We start from the raw sequence: 14,722 nt of genomic DNA, 5'->3' as shown, positions 1-14,722 counted from the left end.
GCCTGAAGGAACTGACCGACCGGCGCGCCAAGCCGGCGGTCTATTTCGGCGGCAAGACCCGCATCATCGATTTTGCGCTGTCCAATGCGCTGAATTCCGGTATTCGCCGGCTTGGGGTTGCGACCCAATACAAGGCGCACTCGCTGATCCGCCATTTACAGCGCGGCTGGAATTTCTTGCGGCCCGAGCGCAACGAGAGCTTCGACATTTTACCGGCCAGCCAGCGCGTGTCGGAGACGCAATGGTATGAAGGCACCGCCGACGCCGTTTACCAGAACATCGACATCATCGAGGATCACGGCGTCGAATACATGGTCATCCTGGCCGGCGACCATATCTACAAGATGGACTACGAACTCATGCTGCAGCAGCATGTGGATTCCGGCGCCGACGTCACCATCGGCTGCCTGGAAGTGCCGCGCATGGAAGCGACCGGCTTCGGCGTCATGCATGTCGATGAAAAGGACAGAATCATCGACTTCGTCGAAAAACCCGCCGACCCGCCGGGCATTCCCGGCAATCCGGACATGGCGCTGGCCTCGATGGGCATCTACGTCTTCCACACCAAGTTCCTGATGGACATCCTGCGCCGCGACGCCGCCGATCCTTCCTCCTCGCGCGACTTCGGCAAGGACATCATCCCCTACATCGTGAGCCACGGCAAAGCCGTCGCCCACCGTTTCAACCAGTCCTGCGTCCGCTCCGATTTCGAGCGCGAGGCCTACTGGCGCGACGTCGGCACGATCGATGCCTACTGGCAGGCCAATATCGACCTCACCCACGTCACTCCGGAACTCGATATCTACGACGGCACCTGGCCGATCTGGACATTCGCCGAAATCAAGCCACCGGCGAAATTCGTCCATGACGACGAAAACCGCCGCGGATCGGCGACCTCTTCGCTGGTGTCGGGCGATTGCATCATTTCCGGCGCGTCGCTCAACCGCTCAATGCTGTTTACCGGCGTTCGGGTGAATTCGTTCTCCCGCCTCGACGGAGCCGTGATCCTGCCAAACGTCAAGATCGGACGGCATACGCAACTCACCAACGTCGTCATCGATAGCCGCGTCGTCATCCCGGAAGGCCTGGTTGTCGGCGAAGATCCGGAATTCGACGCCAAGCGTTTCCGCCGCTCGGAAAACGGCATCTGCCTGATCACCCAGGCGATGATCGACAAGCTGGGCATGTAAGATGGAAGTCCTCTCCGTCGCATCGGAAGTCTTTCCGCTGATCAAGACAGGGGGTCTCGCCGACGTGGCGGGCGCCCTGCCGGCGGCCCTGAAGCCGCACGGCATCCGCATGCGCACGCTCATGCCCGGTTATCCGGTGGTCATGCAGAAGATCAAGAAGCCGCAGAGGATCGGCGGCTTCGACAACCTGTTCGGTCATCCCGCCTCCATCCTCTCGGTCATGCACGACGGCATCGACATTCTGGTGCTCGATGCGCCGGAACTGTTCGATCGCGATGGCGGCCCCTATGTCGACCGGGCCGGCATTGATTATCCTGACAATTTCCGCCGATTCGCAGCGCTCTCCCTGGCAGCGGCCGAGATCGCCGGCGGGCTGTTGCCGAGCTGGAAGCCGGATCTCGTCCATGTGCATGACTGGCAGGCGGCGCTCACCCCGGTCTACATGCGCTTTGGCCCCGCACACGCAACGCCCGTGGTGCTGACCATCCACAACATCGCCTTCCAGGGCCAGTTCGGCCCGGACGTCTTCCCGGAACTGGCGCTGCCGCGCGAAGCCTTCTCGGTAAATCATGTCGAATATTTCGGCGATGTCGGCTTCCTCAAGGGCGGACTGCAGACGGCCAATGCCATCACCACCGTCAGCCCTTCCTATGCCCAGGAAATCCTGACGCCCGAATTCGGCATGGGCTTCGAAGGCCTGCTCGCCGCCCGCATCGCCAACCTGTCGGGCATCGTCAATGGTATCGACACGGCCGTCTGGGATCCGCAGACGGACACCAACATCGCCGCCACCTTTGGTGCAGCTTCGCTGAAGAAGCGCGAGGTCAATCGCAAGGCGCTGTCACAGCATTTCGGCTTCGACGATGCGCCCGGGCCCATCTTCTGCGTTGTCAGCCGCCTGACCTGGCAGAAGGGCATGGACGTGCTCGCCGAGGTGATCGACGACATCGTCGACAATGGCGGCAAGCTGGCCGTGCTCGGCTCCGGCGACCCCGCGCTCGAATCGGGCTTCCGCGAAGCCGCTGCCCGCCATCCCGGCCGCGTCGGCCTGGTTGTCGGCTATAACGAGCCGCTGTCGCACCTGATGCAGGCCGGCTCCGACGCAATCCTGATCCCCTCGCGCTTCGAGCCCTGCGGGCTTACCCAGCTCTACGGCTTGCGCTATGGCTGCGTGCCGATCGTCGCCCATACCGGCGGCCTGGCCGATACGATCATCGATGCCAACGAGGCAGCGCTCGCGGCCAAGGTCGCCACCGGCTTCCAGTTCTCACCGGTCACCGCACCCAGCCTGCGCCAGGCACTCCGGCGGGCGTTCAACGCCTACCGCCAACCGAAAGTCTGGGCCCGCCTGCAGGCCCAGGGCATGAAATCAGACGTTTCCTGGAATATGAGCGCGCAGCGTTATGCCGATCTCTATTCCAGTCTTCTTGCGAAAGGCTAAGCCCATGATCAGAACCGTTCAGACCACCCCCTATATGGACCAGAAGCCGGGAACATCCGGCCTGCGCAAGAAGGTGCCGGTCTTCCAGCAGAAGAACTACGCCGAGAATTTCATCCAGTCGATCTTCAACAGCCTGGAAGGCTTCAAGGGCGATACGCTGGTGATCGGCGGCGATGGCCGTTATTACAACCGCGAAGTCATCCAGATCGCCATCAAGATGGCGGCGGCAAATGGCTTTGGCCGCGTTCTCGTCGGCCGTGGCGGTATCCTGTCGACGCCGGCCGCCTCAAACATCATCCGCAAGTACAAGGCTTTCGGCGGCATCGTGCTGTCGGCCAGCCACAATCCCGGTGGCCCGACCGAAGATTTCGGCATCAAGTACAATATCGGCAATGGCGGCCCGGCGCCCGAAAAGGTCACCGACGCCATTTATTCCGGCACCCGAACGATCGAGACCTACAGGATAGCCGAGGTTGCCGACGTCAATCTCGATAGCGAAGGCAGCCAGACCGTGGCCGGCATGGAGGTCGTGGTCATCGACCCGGTCTCCGATTATGCGGAATTGATGGAAAAGCTGTTCGATTTCAAGGCAATCCGCAACCTGATCGGCGGCGGCTTCCGCGTCGTCTTCGATGCCATGAGCGCCGTCACAGGCCCTTACGCCAAGGAAATCCTCGAAAACCGCCTTGGCGCTGCCAAGGGTTCGGTGCTCAATTTCATCCCGCTGCCCGATTTTGGCGGCCACCATCCCGACCCGAACCTCGTCCACGCCCGGGCGCTCTACGAGGAAATGATGGGCGATGACGCACCGGACTTCGGTGCCGCCTCCGATGGCGATGGCGACCGCAACCTGATCATCGGCAAGGGCATCTTCGTCACCCCCTCCGACAGCCTGGCCATGCTCGCAGCCAACGCGACGCTGGCGCCCGGCTATTCCAAGGGTCTCGCCGGCATCGCCCGCTCGATGCCGACCAGTGCCGCCGCCGACAAGGTCGCCGAAAAGCTCGGCATCGGCATGTATGAAACCCCGACCGGCTGGAAGTTTTTCGGCAACCTTATGGATGACGGCCGCGTCACCATCTGCGGCGAGGAAAGTGCCGGCACCGGCTCCAGCCACGTACGCGAGAAGGACGGTCTCTGGGCGGTCCTGCTCTGGCTCAACATTCTCGCCGTGCGCATGGAAAGCGTCCAGGATATCGCCCGCCAGCATTGGACGACCTATGGCCGCAACTATTACTCCCGCCACGACTATGAAGAGGTGGATTCGGATGCTGCCAACGGTTTGATAACCGCGCTGCGCGACCAGCTTGCCAGCCTGCCCGGCAAAAGCTTCGGCAAGCTCAAGGTCGCGACATCAGACGATTTCTCCTACCACGACCCGGTCGACAAGTCGGTCAGCAACAACCAGGGTATCCGCATCCTGTTCGAGGGCGGCTCCCGCGTCGTCTTCCGCCTGTCCGGCACCGGCACATCCGGTGCCACACTGCGCGTCTATATCGAGCGCTACGAGCCCGACGCCTCGAAGCACGATACCGAGACGCAGGAAGCGCTCGCAGACCTGATCGCCGTCGCTGACGAGATCGCCGGCATCAAGAGCCGAACGGGACGGACGGAGCCGACGGTCATTACCTGACCCGATGGCCAGCGCCCCGAAGGCGCGGCACCCGCTGCGCCTTTTCGGTCCGAAGAAGCTGTTGCCGAAACCACTGCGAACAACGATAACGGTCCTGTCGGCCCACGGGGCCGAAAGACTGCTTGGCGACCGCAGCCGCGAGTGCGCCGAGAGAACATGCAAGAACCACCGGAGGCAATGTGCGCTGGGCGAAACCATTAAGACTGCACCTCAGTATTCTGGTCGCGTCGCTCCTTCTCTGCATTTCCGCCGTTCTCGTCGGGTTGGCCTTCTCCCAGGGGCGTGACGCAGCCATCCTGGCGGGCGAAAAGCAGATGCGTCAGATGAGCCTGCGACTTGTCGAAGGATATAAAAATGCGCTGCAGGGCGGATACGAAGCCGTCGCCGTTGCTTCCACCCTGTCGCAGCTGGCGTCCAGCCCGCCGCTGGAACTGGAGAAAAAGCAGGCCTTCTTCTTCGAGATTCTCCGGAACGTCTCGAATGTGACCAGCATCCTCGCCGGTTATCCGGACGGCTCGTATATTCAAGCGATCAACACTGCCAATGCGAGCGTCCGAACAGCGCTTTCAGCCCCGAATGGCACAGCTTTCGCCGTCCGGATCGTCGCCCCTCATGAAAAGGGCGGATCGAGCATGGTGGTGAATTTCGTCGATCCGGACGGCCGCGTGCTTTCACAGCGCCCGTTCACCGATGCGACATTCGATCCGCGCGAACGTCCGTGGTATCGGGCGGTTCTCAGATACCGCAAGCCGATTTCCATCGGCCCCTTCGTCAGCGGTACGTTGAAGGTTCCGACCCTCACCATCGCCGCTCCATTGAGGGATAACGGCCAGATCGCGGTCGGCGTCAACATCCATCTCGAAACCGTCAGCAGGCTGCTGGACGCGGACGAGATATCGCCCCGCGCCCGCAGCTATATCCTCGACGAACAGGACAATCTGGTAGCCCATTCCGATCCTGAGATGATGGGCAGGATCCTTGGAATGGTCTCGCAGACCGGCAGGACTAACGAAGCCGGAAAATCCCTGGACAAGACGGTCGAAGCGGTGATCCGGCTTCGCAAGGATCCGGACTTCATCAGCGGGAACATCGTCCAGCTCGATCTCGATGGAGAGCGTTACGTCGCTCTCATAGCATCGGTCGCATTCTCGGATATCTTCAGCGGCAGTTCAGCCGCCGTTGTCGTGCCGCTCGACGACCTCGTCAGCGATGCAAACAGACAACTCGTCCGCAACCTGTTCATGGCCGCGGCATTCGTCGCCGCCGGTATCGGCGCGTCGGTCCTCCTTTCGCGCCTGATCAGTTCCTCTCTCTACCAGCTTGCCGACGAAGCCCGAAAGATAGGCGATCTCGATTTCGCTGCGAAGAGCGGGCCGCATTCCTGGATCAGTGAAATCAACACGCTGGCGAGCGCGCTCGCAGCCTCGCGCCGAGCCATCGCGCAATTTGCGCTCTATGTACCCCGTGAAGTGGTCCGCCGCATCGTCGATCCCGCCGACACCTCCACCCGGGCCGCACGGCAGGATGTGACGGTGCTCTTTACCGACATCCGCGACTTCACGACGATTTCCGAACAACACCCGCCCGAAGACGTCGTCGAAATCCTGACCACCTATTTCGAGCAGTTGAACCAGATCGCCGAGGATCATGGCGGCACGGTCGTTCAGTACCTCGGCGATTCCATCTTCGTCATGTGGAATGCGCCGATCCGGGATCCGGAACACGTCGCAAATGGCTGCCGCTGTGCCCTCGCGATGAGCGCCGCCATCGACCGGCTCAATGAAAGCAACCGCAGGGAAGGCCGCCCCGAATTGCACACCCGCTTCGGCCTGCACACAGGGCAAGCCGTCGTCGGCAGCTTCGGCGCGATCTCCCGCCGGCAATACACCGCCATGGGCGACACGATCAACGTGGCCTCCAGACTGGAAGGTCTGAACAAGGAGTTTGGCACAACCATCCTCGTAAGCGCGGCGATGCAAGCCGCCGTTGCAAACCGCTTCGCCTTCCGGCCGATCGGCACGATCAAGATCAAGGGTCGCACGGAACCGGTCGGGGTCCACGAATTGATCTCATTCCTTGCTCCCGATGCATAGCCGTTTGCCGGCCGCGCAGCGTCTGGTGATGGCAAACAGCTGATCGTCGAAGCTCCGGCATAATCCTTAAATCGATTCCGGTTCGAGGATCTGTACAGTAGCGCTTGCCACAGGCTGCAAAGCAGAGACAATCACGATCAAGCCAACCTGATATGACACGCCTCCCGCCGCCAGTTCATCCCAAGGTGATACCGATGCCGCAACTGACCGTCTCCCATCCCCTTGGCGCCGCGCTTGGCCCGGGTGGCACGACCTTCGCCGTCTGGTCGGGTTCCGCCCCCGGCATCGAGCTCTGCCTGTTCGACGAGGCCGGCGAGCGGGAATTGCGGCGGTTGCCGATGCAGCGCGGCGAGGACGGCGTTCACAGCCTGACGGTCGCGGACGCCCTGGCGGGAACGCGCTACGGTTTTCGCGCCTGGGGCGCCTATGACCCGGACCAGGGCCTCTGGTTTGATCCGGCCAAGCTGCTGGTCGATCCCTATGCAACCGAGCTTGACCGCCCCTTCCATTATAATCCGCGCCTGTCGGCGTTCGGCGACGACACCGCCGATCTTGTTCCGAAAGCCATCGTCGCGATCCATCCCTCCATCCCTTTGCAACCGCCCTTGGTCCAAACCGGCGGCCTGATCTACGAGATCGCCGTGCGGCCCTTCACGATGCTGCATCCGGATATTCCCGAGCCGCTGCGCGGCACCGTCGGCGCGCTCGCCCATCCCTCCATCATCGCGCACCTCAAGCAGATCGGCGTCTCGGCGGTCGAGCTGATGCCGATCACCGCCTGGATCGACGAACGCCACCTGCCGCCACTCGGCCTGACCAATGGCTGGGGCTACAATCCGATCGCGTTCATGGCGCTCGATCCGCGCCTCGTCCCCGGCGGGGTCGTCGAACTGCGTGATACCGTGAAGGCACTGCACGACGCGGGTATCGGCGTCATCCTTGATCTCGTTTTCAACCATTCCGGCGAAAGCGACCGGCTCGGCGCGACACTCTCGATGCGCGGCCTCGACAACCACACCTATTATCGCCATGCGACCGACCGCCCGGGCGAGTTGATCAACGACACCGGCACTGGCAACACCATTGCCTGCGATCATCCCGTCGTGCGTCAACTGATCCTCGACAGCCTCAGGCACTTCGTGCTCTCGGCCGGTATCGACGGCTTCCGTTTCGATCTCGGCTCGATCCTCGGCCGCGACATGGACGGTTTCCGCAGCGATGCGGCCTTGCTGACCGAAATGCTCGCCGATCCCGTGCTGAAGGATCGCCTGCTGATCGCCGAACCCTGGGATATCGGCCCCGGCGGCTACCAGCTCGGCAATTTTCCCGCCCCCTTCCTCGAATGGAACGACCGCGCCCGCGACGACCTGCGCCGCAGCTGGCGCGGCGACCGCCATATCGTCGGCGATCTCGCCACCGCGCTTGCCGGCTCCTCGAACATCTTTTCCCGCAATGGCGGCGAGCGGACCCGCAGCGTCAATTTCATCGCCGCCCATGACGGCTTCACGCTGATGGACCTCGTCTCCTATGCCGGCAAGCACAACGAGGCCAATGGCGAGGACAATCGCGATGGCCATAACGACAACCAGTCCTGGAACAATGGCGTGGAGGGCGAGACCGACGACCCGGAAGTGCTGACCTTCCGCCGCCGCGATGTCATGGCCCTGCTCTCGACCCTGTTTGCCACGCGCGGCACGATCATGCTGACGGCAGGCGACGAGGCAGGACGCAGCCAGCGCGGCAACAACAATGCCTATTGCCAGGACAACGAGATTACCTGGGTCGACTGGCCGGCGCTCGACCCGGCCCTGATCGCCCATACCGCCCTGCTCGGCCAGATTCGTGCCCGCTTCGACGTGTTCAGTGAAACCGCATTTTTCAACGGTAACGGCGATGTCGAATGGCTGCGGCTCGATGGCCAACCCATGACCACGGGCGACTGGGAAAGCCCGGCCACCGACAACCTGGTCATGCTGCTGGCAACGGGCGACACGGTCCAGAACAGGAAAACCCGGCTTGCCGTCGTCATCAACCGCAGCCACGCGCCGCATCCGTTCCATTTGCCGGTGCGGCACGGCACAGGCTGGCAGAGCCTGCTGCCCTCGGCATCTGCCGGGATCGGCATGATCGCGGCGCGAAGTGTCGGCTTCCACGTCGAAATTTTATGAACCCATACGATCCCACCTGATTGCCGTTTTTCACAAGAGCGGCATATAGAGAAGCTGGGGGATATTTTTGATCGGGAAAAAGAATGCCGCAGGAAATTTCGCTGTCTGACGTCAAGGATCTGGTCGGCAAGGAAATCGGGATCTCCGACTGGATCACGGTCACCCAACAGACCATCGACGGTTTCGCCGACGCTACGGACGATCACCAGTTCATCCACACCGACCCGGTGCGCGCGGCCGCCGAGACGCCGTTCGGCGGAACCATCGCCCACGGTTTCCTCTCGCTCTCGCTGCTCTCGGCGATGAACTACAACTGCCTGCCCCGCGTCCGCGAACAGACGATGGGCATCAATTACGGCTTCGACAAGGTGCGTTTCATGACGCCGGTGAAGAGCGGCGCGAAGGTTCGCGGCCGCTTCACCATGGCCGAAGCCCGCTTCCGCGGCGCCGGCATGCTGATGGTCACCTACGACGTCACCGTCGATATCGAAGGCGAACGTAAACCTGCGCTGACCGCCACCTGGCTGACCATCATCCAGTTCGACCCGAAGGACCGGCCGGAGGATGCGTGAGGCCGAGGTCTCATCCCAATTCGGCCGTCATGCTCGGGCTTGACCCGAGCATCTGCTGAAGGTGGCGTCCTTGCGGACTATCGATGGTCCTTTTCCGAGACCCTGCCGTAGATCCTCGGCTCAAGGCCGAGGATGACGAGTAAGAACCTCAATTCCCCGCGTCTTCCGCCGCCTCATTCAGCAGCCCCGAGACATACGGCGCAAACGACCGCCAGCATTCGACGCGGAAGGCGTCTTCCGCCGTGCGCAGCAGCACCACTTCCGCCTTGGCAAGAACGGTGCGCGAGCAGGCGCCGATCGGGAAGGCGGTGAGCGACAGGTCCTGCGGGCAGCCGCCGTTGATTGCCACTTCGGCGCCGCGACCCTTGACCAGGATCGCGGTGTTGCGGTGGGAGATGTCGGTTGCCGAATGCAGGACGCCGCTACCGGCAACGGCCGACATCAGGTCGCCTTCGGCCTCGTCGATCACAAGCCATTCGTCCGGGCCGAGCCAGAGCGCATGCCGGCCGTTGGCGGAAGCCGAGGTTTTCGGCTTGATCGGCAGCGACAGGCCGAGCGCACCGGAAAGTGCGGCGACGGCATCCGATTTGGCGCGCAGCGAGATGCGGGTGGCAGATGTCGCCACCGACAGGGACGCGGCGCCGGAGCCGCCATGGAAGCCGGAGAGCGGCAGGGTACGGGTCGCCAGATCAGCCCCAAAATCAGCCATGAATGCGGCCTCCTTCCTTGTCAATGAACACCATGTCGCTCACCTCGACGGCGATCGTCTTGTCGGGCATCGGCACATAGAGCGTCTGGCCGATCTTCGCCTTGCCGCCTGCGACCAGCGCCAGCGCGATCGAGCGGCCGCAATTTTCCGACCAGTAGGACGAGGTCACATGCCCGATCATCGTCATCGGCACGGCCTGGTTCGGATCGGCAACGATCTGTGCACCCTCTTCGAGCACCACCTTTGGATCCTTGGTGAGGAGGCCGACGAGTTGCTTGCGTCCGTCCGCCACAAGGTCGGGCCGCCTGAGGCCACGGATACCGACAAAGTCCGTCTTCTTCTTAGCCACGGCCCAGCCGAGCGAGGCATCGTCCGGCGTCACGGTGCCATCCGTATCCTGGCCGACGATGATATAGCCCTTTTCAGCGCGCAGGATATGCATCGCCTCGGTGCCGTAGGCGCAGCCGCCGAGCGCTTCCGCCCGGCTGTAGATCGCCGCCCAGACGTCCGGGCCGAAATCGGCGGGAACGTTGACTTCGAAGCCGGTTTCACCGGTGAACGACATGCGGAACAGCCGTGTTGGCACGCCGCAGATTTTGCCTTCGCGAACGCTCATATGCGGGAAGGCTTCGTTCGACAGGTCGATGCCTTCGACCAGCGGCGCGATGATCTCGCGCGCCTTCGGACCCTGGACCGCGATGACCGCCCACTGTTCAGTGGCCGATGTCAGCCAGACGTTCAGATGCGGGAATTCGGTCTGCAGATAGTCTTCCATGTGGTTCATGACGCGGGCGGCCCCGCCCGTCGTCGTCGTCACGTGGAAGCGATCCTCGGCCATGCGGCCGACCACGCCGTCGTCATAGACGAAACCGTCTTCGCGCAGCATGATGCCGTAGCGGCAGCGACCAGGCTTCAGCGTATCCCAGCTGTTGGTGTAGATCAGGTTGAGGAACTCAGCCGCATCCGGGCCGACGACCTCGATCTTGCCGAGAGTAGAAGCGTCGAAGATGCCGGCGACATCGCGCACGGTCTTGCACTCGCGATTGACGGCCTGATGCATGTCTTCGCCGGCGCGCGGATAATACCACGCACGCTTCCACTGACCGACATCCTCGAACACCGCGCCTGTCTGCTCTTCGAGCGCATGCATCGGCGTCTTGCGGGTCGGGTCGAACAGTTCGCCGCGCGAATGGTTGATCAGCGTGCCGAAGGTGACCGGCGTATAGGGCGCGCGGAACGTGGTGAGGCCGACCTTGGGGATTTCGCGGCCAAGCGTTTCGGCAGCGATCGCCAGGCCGTGTATGTTGGACAGCTTGCCCTGGTCGGTTGCCATGCCATTGGTGGTGAAGCGCTTGATATGCTCGATCGAGTGCATGCCTTCGCGCACTGCAAGGCGAATATCCTTGGCGCAGACGTCGTTCTGGAAGTCGATGAAGGCCTTGACCGTCGTATCCGCCCCGGCCCCTTCCGCTGCACCGGCCATGCCGCCGGTCCAGGAGAAGGCGTTCGCGCCCTGAAGGGCCAGCTTTTCCGATGATGTGAAACCGGAAGCGTTCGACATCAGTTCGCCGGCCGCCAGCGATTCCTCGATGGTGGCCTGCAGGTCGTTGGTGCCGTTGCAGGCACCGACGGAGAGGCAATCCTGCGCATAGGTGCCGGGCAGGAAGCGCTGCGTCTCGTTGTCATAGGCAACCTTGCCGCGCGACTGCGAGAACATGTGCACCGAGGGCGTCCACCCGGCCGACATCAACAGCGCGTCGATGGCGATCTTGCGCGACGCACCGCCGCCGTTGCGGGCAACGGACATGGAGGAGACCCGGAGTTTGCCGCCGGTATCGACGACCCCATGGCCGGCCAGAACCTCGATGCCAAGCGAACGGGCTTCCGCCAGAACGCCCTCGCCCGGCTGCTCGCGGCTGTCGATGATGGCAGCGATGGTCACGCCGGCGCGCTTCAGGTCGAAGGCAGCCTCGTAAGCCGAATCGTTGGCCGTATAGACCCCGACTTGTCTGCCGACGGCGACGCCGAAATGATTGAGGAAGGTGCGGGCCGCCGACGCCAGCATGATGCCGGGCCGGTCGTTGTTGGCAAACACCATGTGGCGTTCGATGGCACCGGTGGCGATGATGACGCGCTTGGCGCGGACCTGCCAAAGGCGTTCGCGCGGCAGCTTCCGGTCGGGCTTGGCCAGATGCTCAGTGACGCGTTCGTTCAGGCCGACGAAATTCTGGGCGTAATAGCCGAAGGCCGTCGTGCGCGGCAGGACGGTGACGTTATCCATTTTCGCCAGATTGGCCGCCGTGCTTTGAGCCCAGGTAAAGCCGTCCTGACCATCGATCGTGACGCTTCTGTCGTAGTGCAGTGCACCGCCGACTTCCGGCTGTTCGTCGCAGATGATGACACGGGCACCGGTCTTGGCGGCGGCGAGCGCCGCGGACAGGCCGGCCAGCCCGGCGCCGATCACCAGCACGTCGCAATGGGCATAACGGCTGGAATAATGGTCTGTATCGTCTTCGGTCGGCGAGACGCCTAGACCGGCGGCAGCACGGATCTGCGGCTCATAGACATGCTTCCAGGCTTGCTTCGGCCACATGAAGGTCTTGTAGTAGAAGCCCGCCGCAAAGAACGGCGCCAGCAGGTTGTTGACCGCGCCGACGTCGAAGGCGAGCGACGGCCAGCGGTTCTGCGAGATCACCTTCATGCCATCGAAGACGTCCTGCACGGTGGCGCGCACGTTCGGCTGCTTGCGGGCAGCGTCGCGCTCGACCCCGATCAGTGCGTTCGGCTCTTCAACACCCGCCGACACGATGCCGCGCGGACGGTGATACTTGAACGAGCGACCGACCAGATGAACGCCATTGGCGAGCAGAGCCGAGGCGACCGTGTCACCTTCCAGCGCCGCATAGCTCTTGCCGTCGAAGAAGAAACGGGCGGTTTTTGCAGGGGTGAGACGGCCTGCACCGGGGATACGATTGGCGCCGCTCATTTAGCATTCGACTCCGTGGCTTCATAGGTTTCGACGGGGGCGGACGGCGCCGGACGCAGGGTGGCGAGATCCGGGCGCGGCAGGCCGGCCTTGTAGGTGGTCAGGAACTTGTCGCTGACGGTGTCGCGGGCGGCATTGAAGAAACGGCCGCAACCGTTCAGGTGGCGCCAGCGCTCGAAGGTCAGGCCCTTGACGTTGTCACGCAGGAAAAAGAAGGCCTCGAAGTCTTCGTCAGACATCTCGGTCATGTTCGTCGGCCTGGCAATATGGGCGTCGCCGGCCTGGCGGAATTCGAGCTCGGAGCGCTCTTCCTCGCAATAGGGGCAATAGATCAGAAGCATGGTGTTTTCCCCTTAATGCGCAACGGCCGCGGCGGCGGCTTCGTCGATCAGGCGGCCCGAACGGAAGCGTTCCAGCGTGAACGGCGCGTTGATCCGATGCGGCGCGTCGTTGGCGATCGTATGGGCAAAGACGTTGGCTGAGCCAGGCGTGGCCTTGAAGCCGCCGGTGCCCCAGCCGCAATTGACGTAGAGACCGGAAACCGGAGTCTTGGCGAGGATGGGCGAGCGATCCGGCGTCACATCGACGATACCGCCCCACGAGCGCATCATCTTCATGCGGCGGAAGATCGGGAACAGTTCGCAGATCGCATCCAGCGTATGGGTGATGATCTGCAGGCCGCCGGTCTGCGAGTAGGACGAATACTGGTCCGTACCGGCGCCGATCACCAGTTCGCCCTTGTCGGATTGCGAGATATAGGCATGCACGGTGTTCGACATGACGACGCAGGGGAAGATCGGCTTGACCGGCTCGGAGACGAGAGCCTGCAGCGGATAGCTGACGAGCGGCATGCGAACGCCGGCCATCTCCATCAGGACGGATGTGTGGCCGGCAGCGACGACACCGACCTTCTTGGCATTGATCTGGCCGCGATTGGTATCGACACCGGCAACGGAACCGTCAGGATTGCGGCGGATGTTAGTGACTTCGCAGTTCTGGATGATGTGCACGCCGCGATCGGCGGCGGCACGGGCATAGCCCCAGGCCACGGCATCGTGACGGGCAGTGCCGCCGCGGCGCTGCAGGGCGGCACCGTTGATCGGGTAGCGGGCCGAGCGCGAAATATCGAGCGGCGGGCAGAATTCCTGTGCCTGTTCCGGCGTCAGCCATTCATTGTCGATGCCGTTCAGCCGGTTGGCATGGATATGGCGCTTGAACACTTGCTGGTCATGGATGTTGTGCGACAGCATCATCACGCCGCGCGCCGAATACATGACGTTGTAGTTCAGGTCCTGGCTGAGCCCATCCCACAGCTTCAGCGAATGGTCGTAGATGCCCGCGCTCTCGTCATAGAGATAGTTGGAGCGGATGATGGTGGTGTTGCGGCCGGTATTGCCGCCGCCCAGCCAACCCTTTTCCAGCACGGCGATATTGGTAATGCCGTGTTCCTTGGCAAGGTAATAGGCCGTGCCGAGACCATGGCCGCCGGCGCCGATGATGATGACATCATAGTCCTTGCGCGGCTCGGGAGAGGCCCACTGCGCCTCCCAACCCCTGTGGCCGCGCATCGCTTCGCGAGCGACAGCAAAAACCGAATATTTGCGCATCCGCCTTCACACTCCATGGTCCTGCCCGAGGGCCGGTGAATTCCTTGTGGTCGCCGTTAGAAATCGCAAATCCCGAACTTCCGCAACGTTTCTTTTGCGACGCGCGCGGGCGCTGTTCGTACGACTTGCGACATGCCACGCCACATGTTCATTTTCCGACATCGGCCCGCATCCCGTGTCGGCTGCGGCACCATACACGCAGATGCGCGGCAAAACATGGCGCGTCACCGCAACGTATGAAACAGCCAATGCCGGCAATTTTCAGCATCGAGGGCACTCGCGGCTGGACTTTGAGCGACCGATCTGCTATCCGCTCTGCCAAT

Annotated in this window: 10 protein-coding genes; 6 read left to right on the top strand and 4 right to left on the bottom strand. The window is 62.7% G+C overall.

All coding sequences use genetic code 11. The annotated features are described in order from the left end of the window. Positions 1-2: 2 nt before the first annotated feature. The 6 genes from glgC to VL202_RS01485 all read left to right on the top strand — a co-directional run bounded on the left by glgC (position 3) and on the right by VL202_RS01485 (position 9,097). Positions 3-1,190 (top strand): glucose-1-phosphate adenylyltransferase, encoded by a 1,188-nt coding sequence (glgC, locus tag VL202_RS01510; RefSeq protein ID WP_325462425.1) that lies wholly within the window; start codon positions 3-5, stop codon positions 1,188-1,190. A 1-nt stretch (position 1,191) separates the two neighbouring features. Further along, positions 1,192-2,631, top strand: a complete 1,440-nt coding sequence (gene glgA, locus VL202_RS01505) for a glycogen synthase GlgA (protein ID WP_325462424.1) — start codon at positions 1,192-1,194, stop codon at positions 2,629-2,631. 4 nt (positions 2,632-2,635) lie between these two features. Continuing rightward, on the top strand, positions 2,636-4,264 hold the full coding sequence (locus VL202_RS01500; protein WP_325462423.1) for an alpha-D-glucose phosphate-specific phosphoglucomutase: 1,629 nt from the start codon (positions 2,636-2,638) through the stop codon (positions 4,262-4,264). Positions 4,265-4,443: 179 nt separating this feature from the next. Continuing rightward, positions 4,444-6,357, top strand: coding sequence for an adenylate/guanylate cyclase domain-containing protein (locus VL202_RS01495; protein WP_325462422.1), 1,914 nt, complete (start codon positions 4,444-4,446; stop codon positions 6,355-6,357). Between the two features lie 194 nt (positions 6,358-6,551). After that, positions 6,552-8,525 carry a glycogen debranching protein GlgX gene (gene glgX / locus VL202_RS01490; protein ID WP_325462421.1) on the top strand — a complete coding sequence of 658 codons (1,974 nt, stop codon included), beginning with the start codon at positions 6,552-6,554 and terminating at the stop codon, positions 8,523-8,525. Between the two features lie 83 nt (positions 8,526-8,608). Then, positions 8,609-9,097: a MaoC family dehydratase gene (locus VL202_RS01485; protein ID WP_325462420.1), complete on the top strand. Its 489-nt coding sequence runs from the start codon at positions 8,609-8,611 to the stop codon at positions 9,095-9,097. 148 nt (positions 9,098-9,245) lie between these two features. On the opposite strand, the gene VL202_RS01480 is transcribed toward VL202_RS01485, so the two are convergent. The 4 genes from VL202_RS01480 to VL202_RS01465 are packed head-to-tail and all read right to left on the bottom strand — an operon-like array spanning position 9,246 to position 14,399. Continuing rightward, positions 9,246-9,806 carry a sarcosine oxidase subunit gamma gene (locus tag VL202_RS01480; protein WP_325462419.1) on the bottom strand — a complete coding sequence of 187 codons (561 nt, stop codon included), beginning with the start codon at positions 9,804-9,806 and terminating at the stop codon, positions 9,246-9,248. Next, positions 9,799-12,792: a sarcosine oxidase subunit alpha gene (locus VL202_RS01475; protein ID WP_325462418.1), complete on the bottom strand. Its 2,994-nt coding sequence runs from the start codon at positions 12,790-12,792 to the stop codon at positions 9,799-9,801. The genes VL202_RS01480 and VL202_RS01475 overlap by 8 nt, the downstream gene beginning before the upstream one ends. Next, entirely contained in the window at positions 12,789-13,133 is a 345-nt protein-coding gene (locus tag VL202_RS01470; protein ID WP_325462417.1) for a sarcosine oxidase subunit delta, read from the bottom strand. Before VL202_RS01470 ends, VL202_RS01475 begins: the two co-directional genes overlap by 4 nt. 12 nt (positions 13,134-13,145) lie before the next feature. Next, positions 13,146-14,399 (bottom strand): sarcosine oxidase subunit beta family protein, encoded by a 1,254-nt coding sequence (locus VL202_RS01465; RefSeq protein ID WP_325462416.1) that lies wholly within the window; start codon positions 14,397-14,399, stop codon positions 13,146-13,148. Positions 14,400-14,722: the final 323 nt, after the last annotated feature.

The organism is Pararhizobium sp., assembly GCF_035497515.1.
Classification (GTDB): domain Bacteria; phylum Pseudomonadota; class Alphaproteobacteria; order Rhizobiales; family Rhizobiaceae; genus Pararhizobium.
Note: the sequence above shows the minus strand (reverse complement) of the source record. Positions and strands in the feature narration are given on the sequence as shown.

Excerpts from the sequence above, each read along its gene's own strand:
- glgA (WP_325462424.1), top strand. The coding sequence starts at position 1,192 with ATGGAAGTCCTCTCCGTCGCATCGGAAGTCTTTCCGCTGATCAAGACA.
- VL202_RS01500 (WP_325462423.1), top strand. The coding sequence starts at position 2,636 with ATGATCAGAACCGTTCAGACCACCCCCTATATGGACCAGAAGCCGGGA.
- glgX (WP_325462421.1), top strand. The coding sequence starts at position 6,552 with ATGCCGCAACTGACCGTCTCCCATCCCCTTGGCGCCGCGCTTGGCCCG.
- VL202_RS01485 (WP_325462420.1), top strand. The coding sequence starts at position 8,609 with ATGCCGCAGGAAATTTCGCTGTCTGACGTCAAGGATCTGGTCGGCAAG.
- VL202_RS01480 (WP_325462419.1), bottom strand. The coding sequence starts at position 9,806 with ATGGCTGATTTTGGGGCTGATCTGGCGACCCGTACCCTGCCGCTCTCC.
- VL202_RS01475 (WP_325462418.1), bottom strand. The coding sequence starts at position 12,792 with ATGAGCGGCGCCAATCGTATCCCCGGTGCAGGCCGTCTCACCCCTGCA.
- VL202_RS01470 (WP_325462417.1), bottom strand. The coding sequence starts at position 13,133 with ATGCTTCTGATCTATTGCCCCTATTGCGAGGAAGAGCGCTCCGAGCTC.
- VL202_RS01465 (WP_325462416.1), bottom strand. The coding sequence starts at position 14,399 with ATGCGCAAATATTCGGTTTTTGCTGTCGCTCGCGAAGCGATGCGCGGC.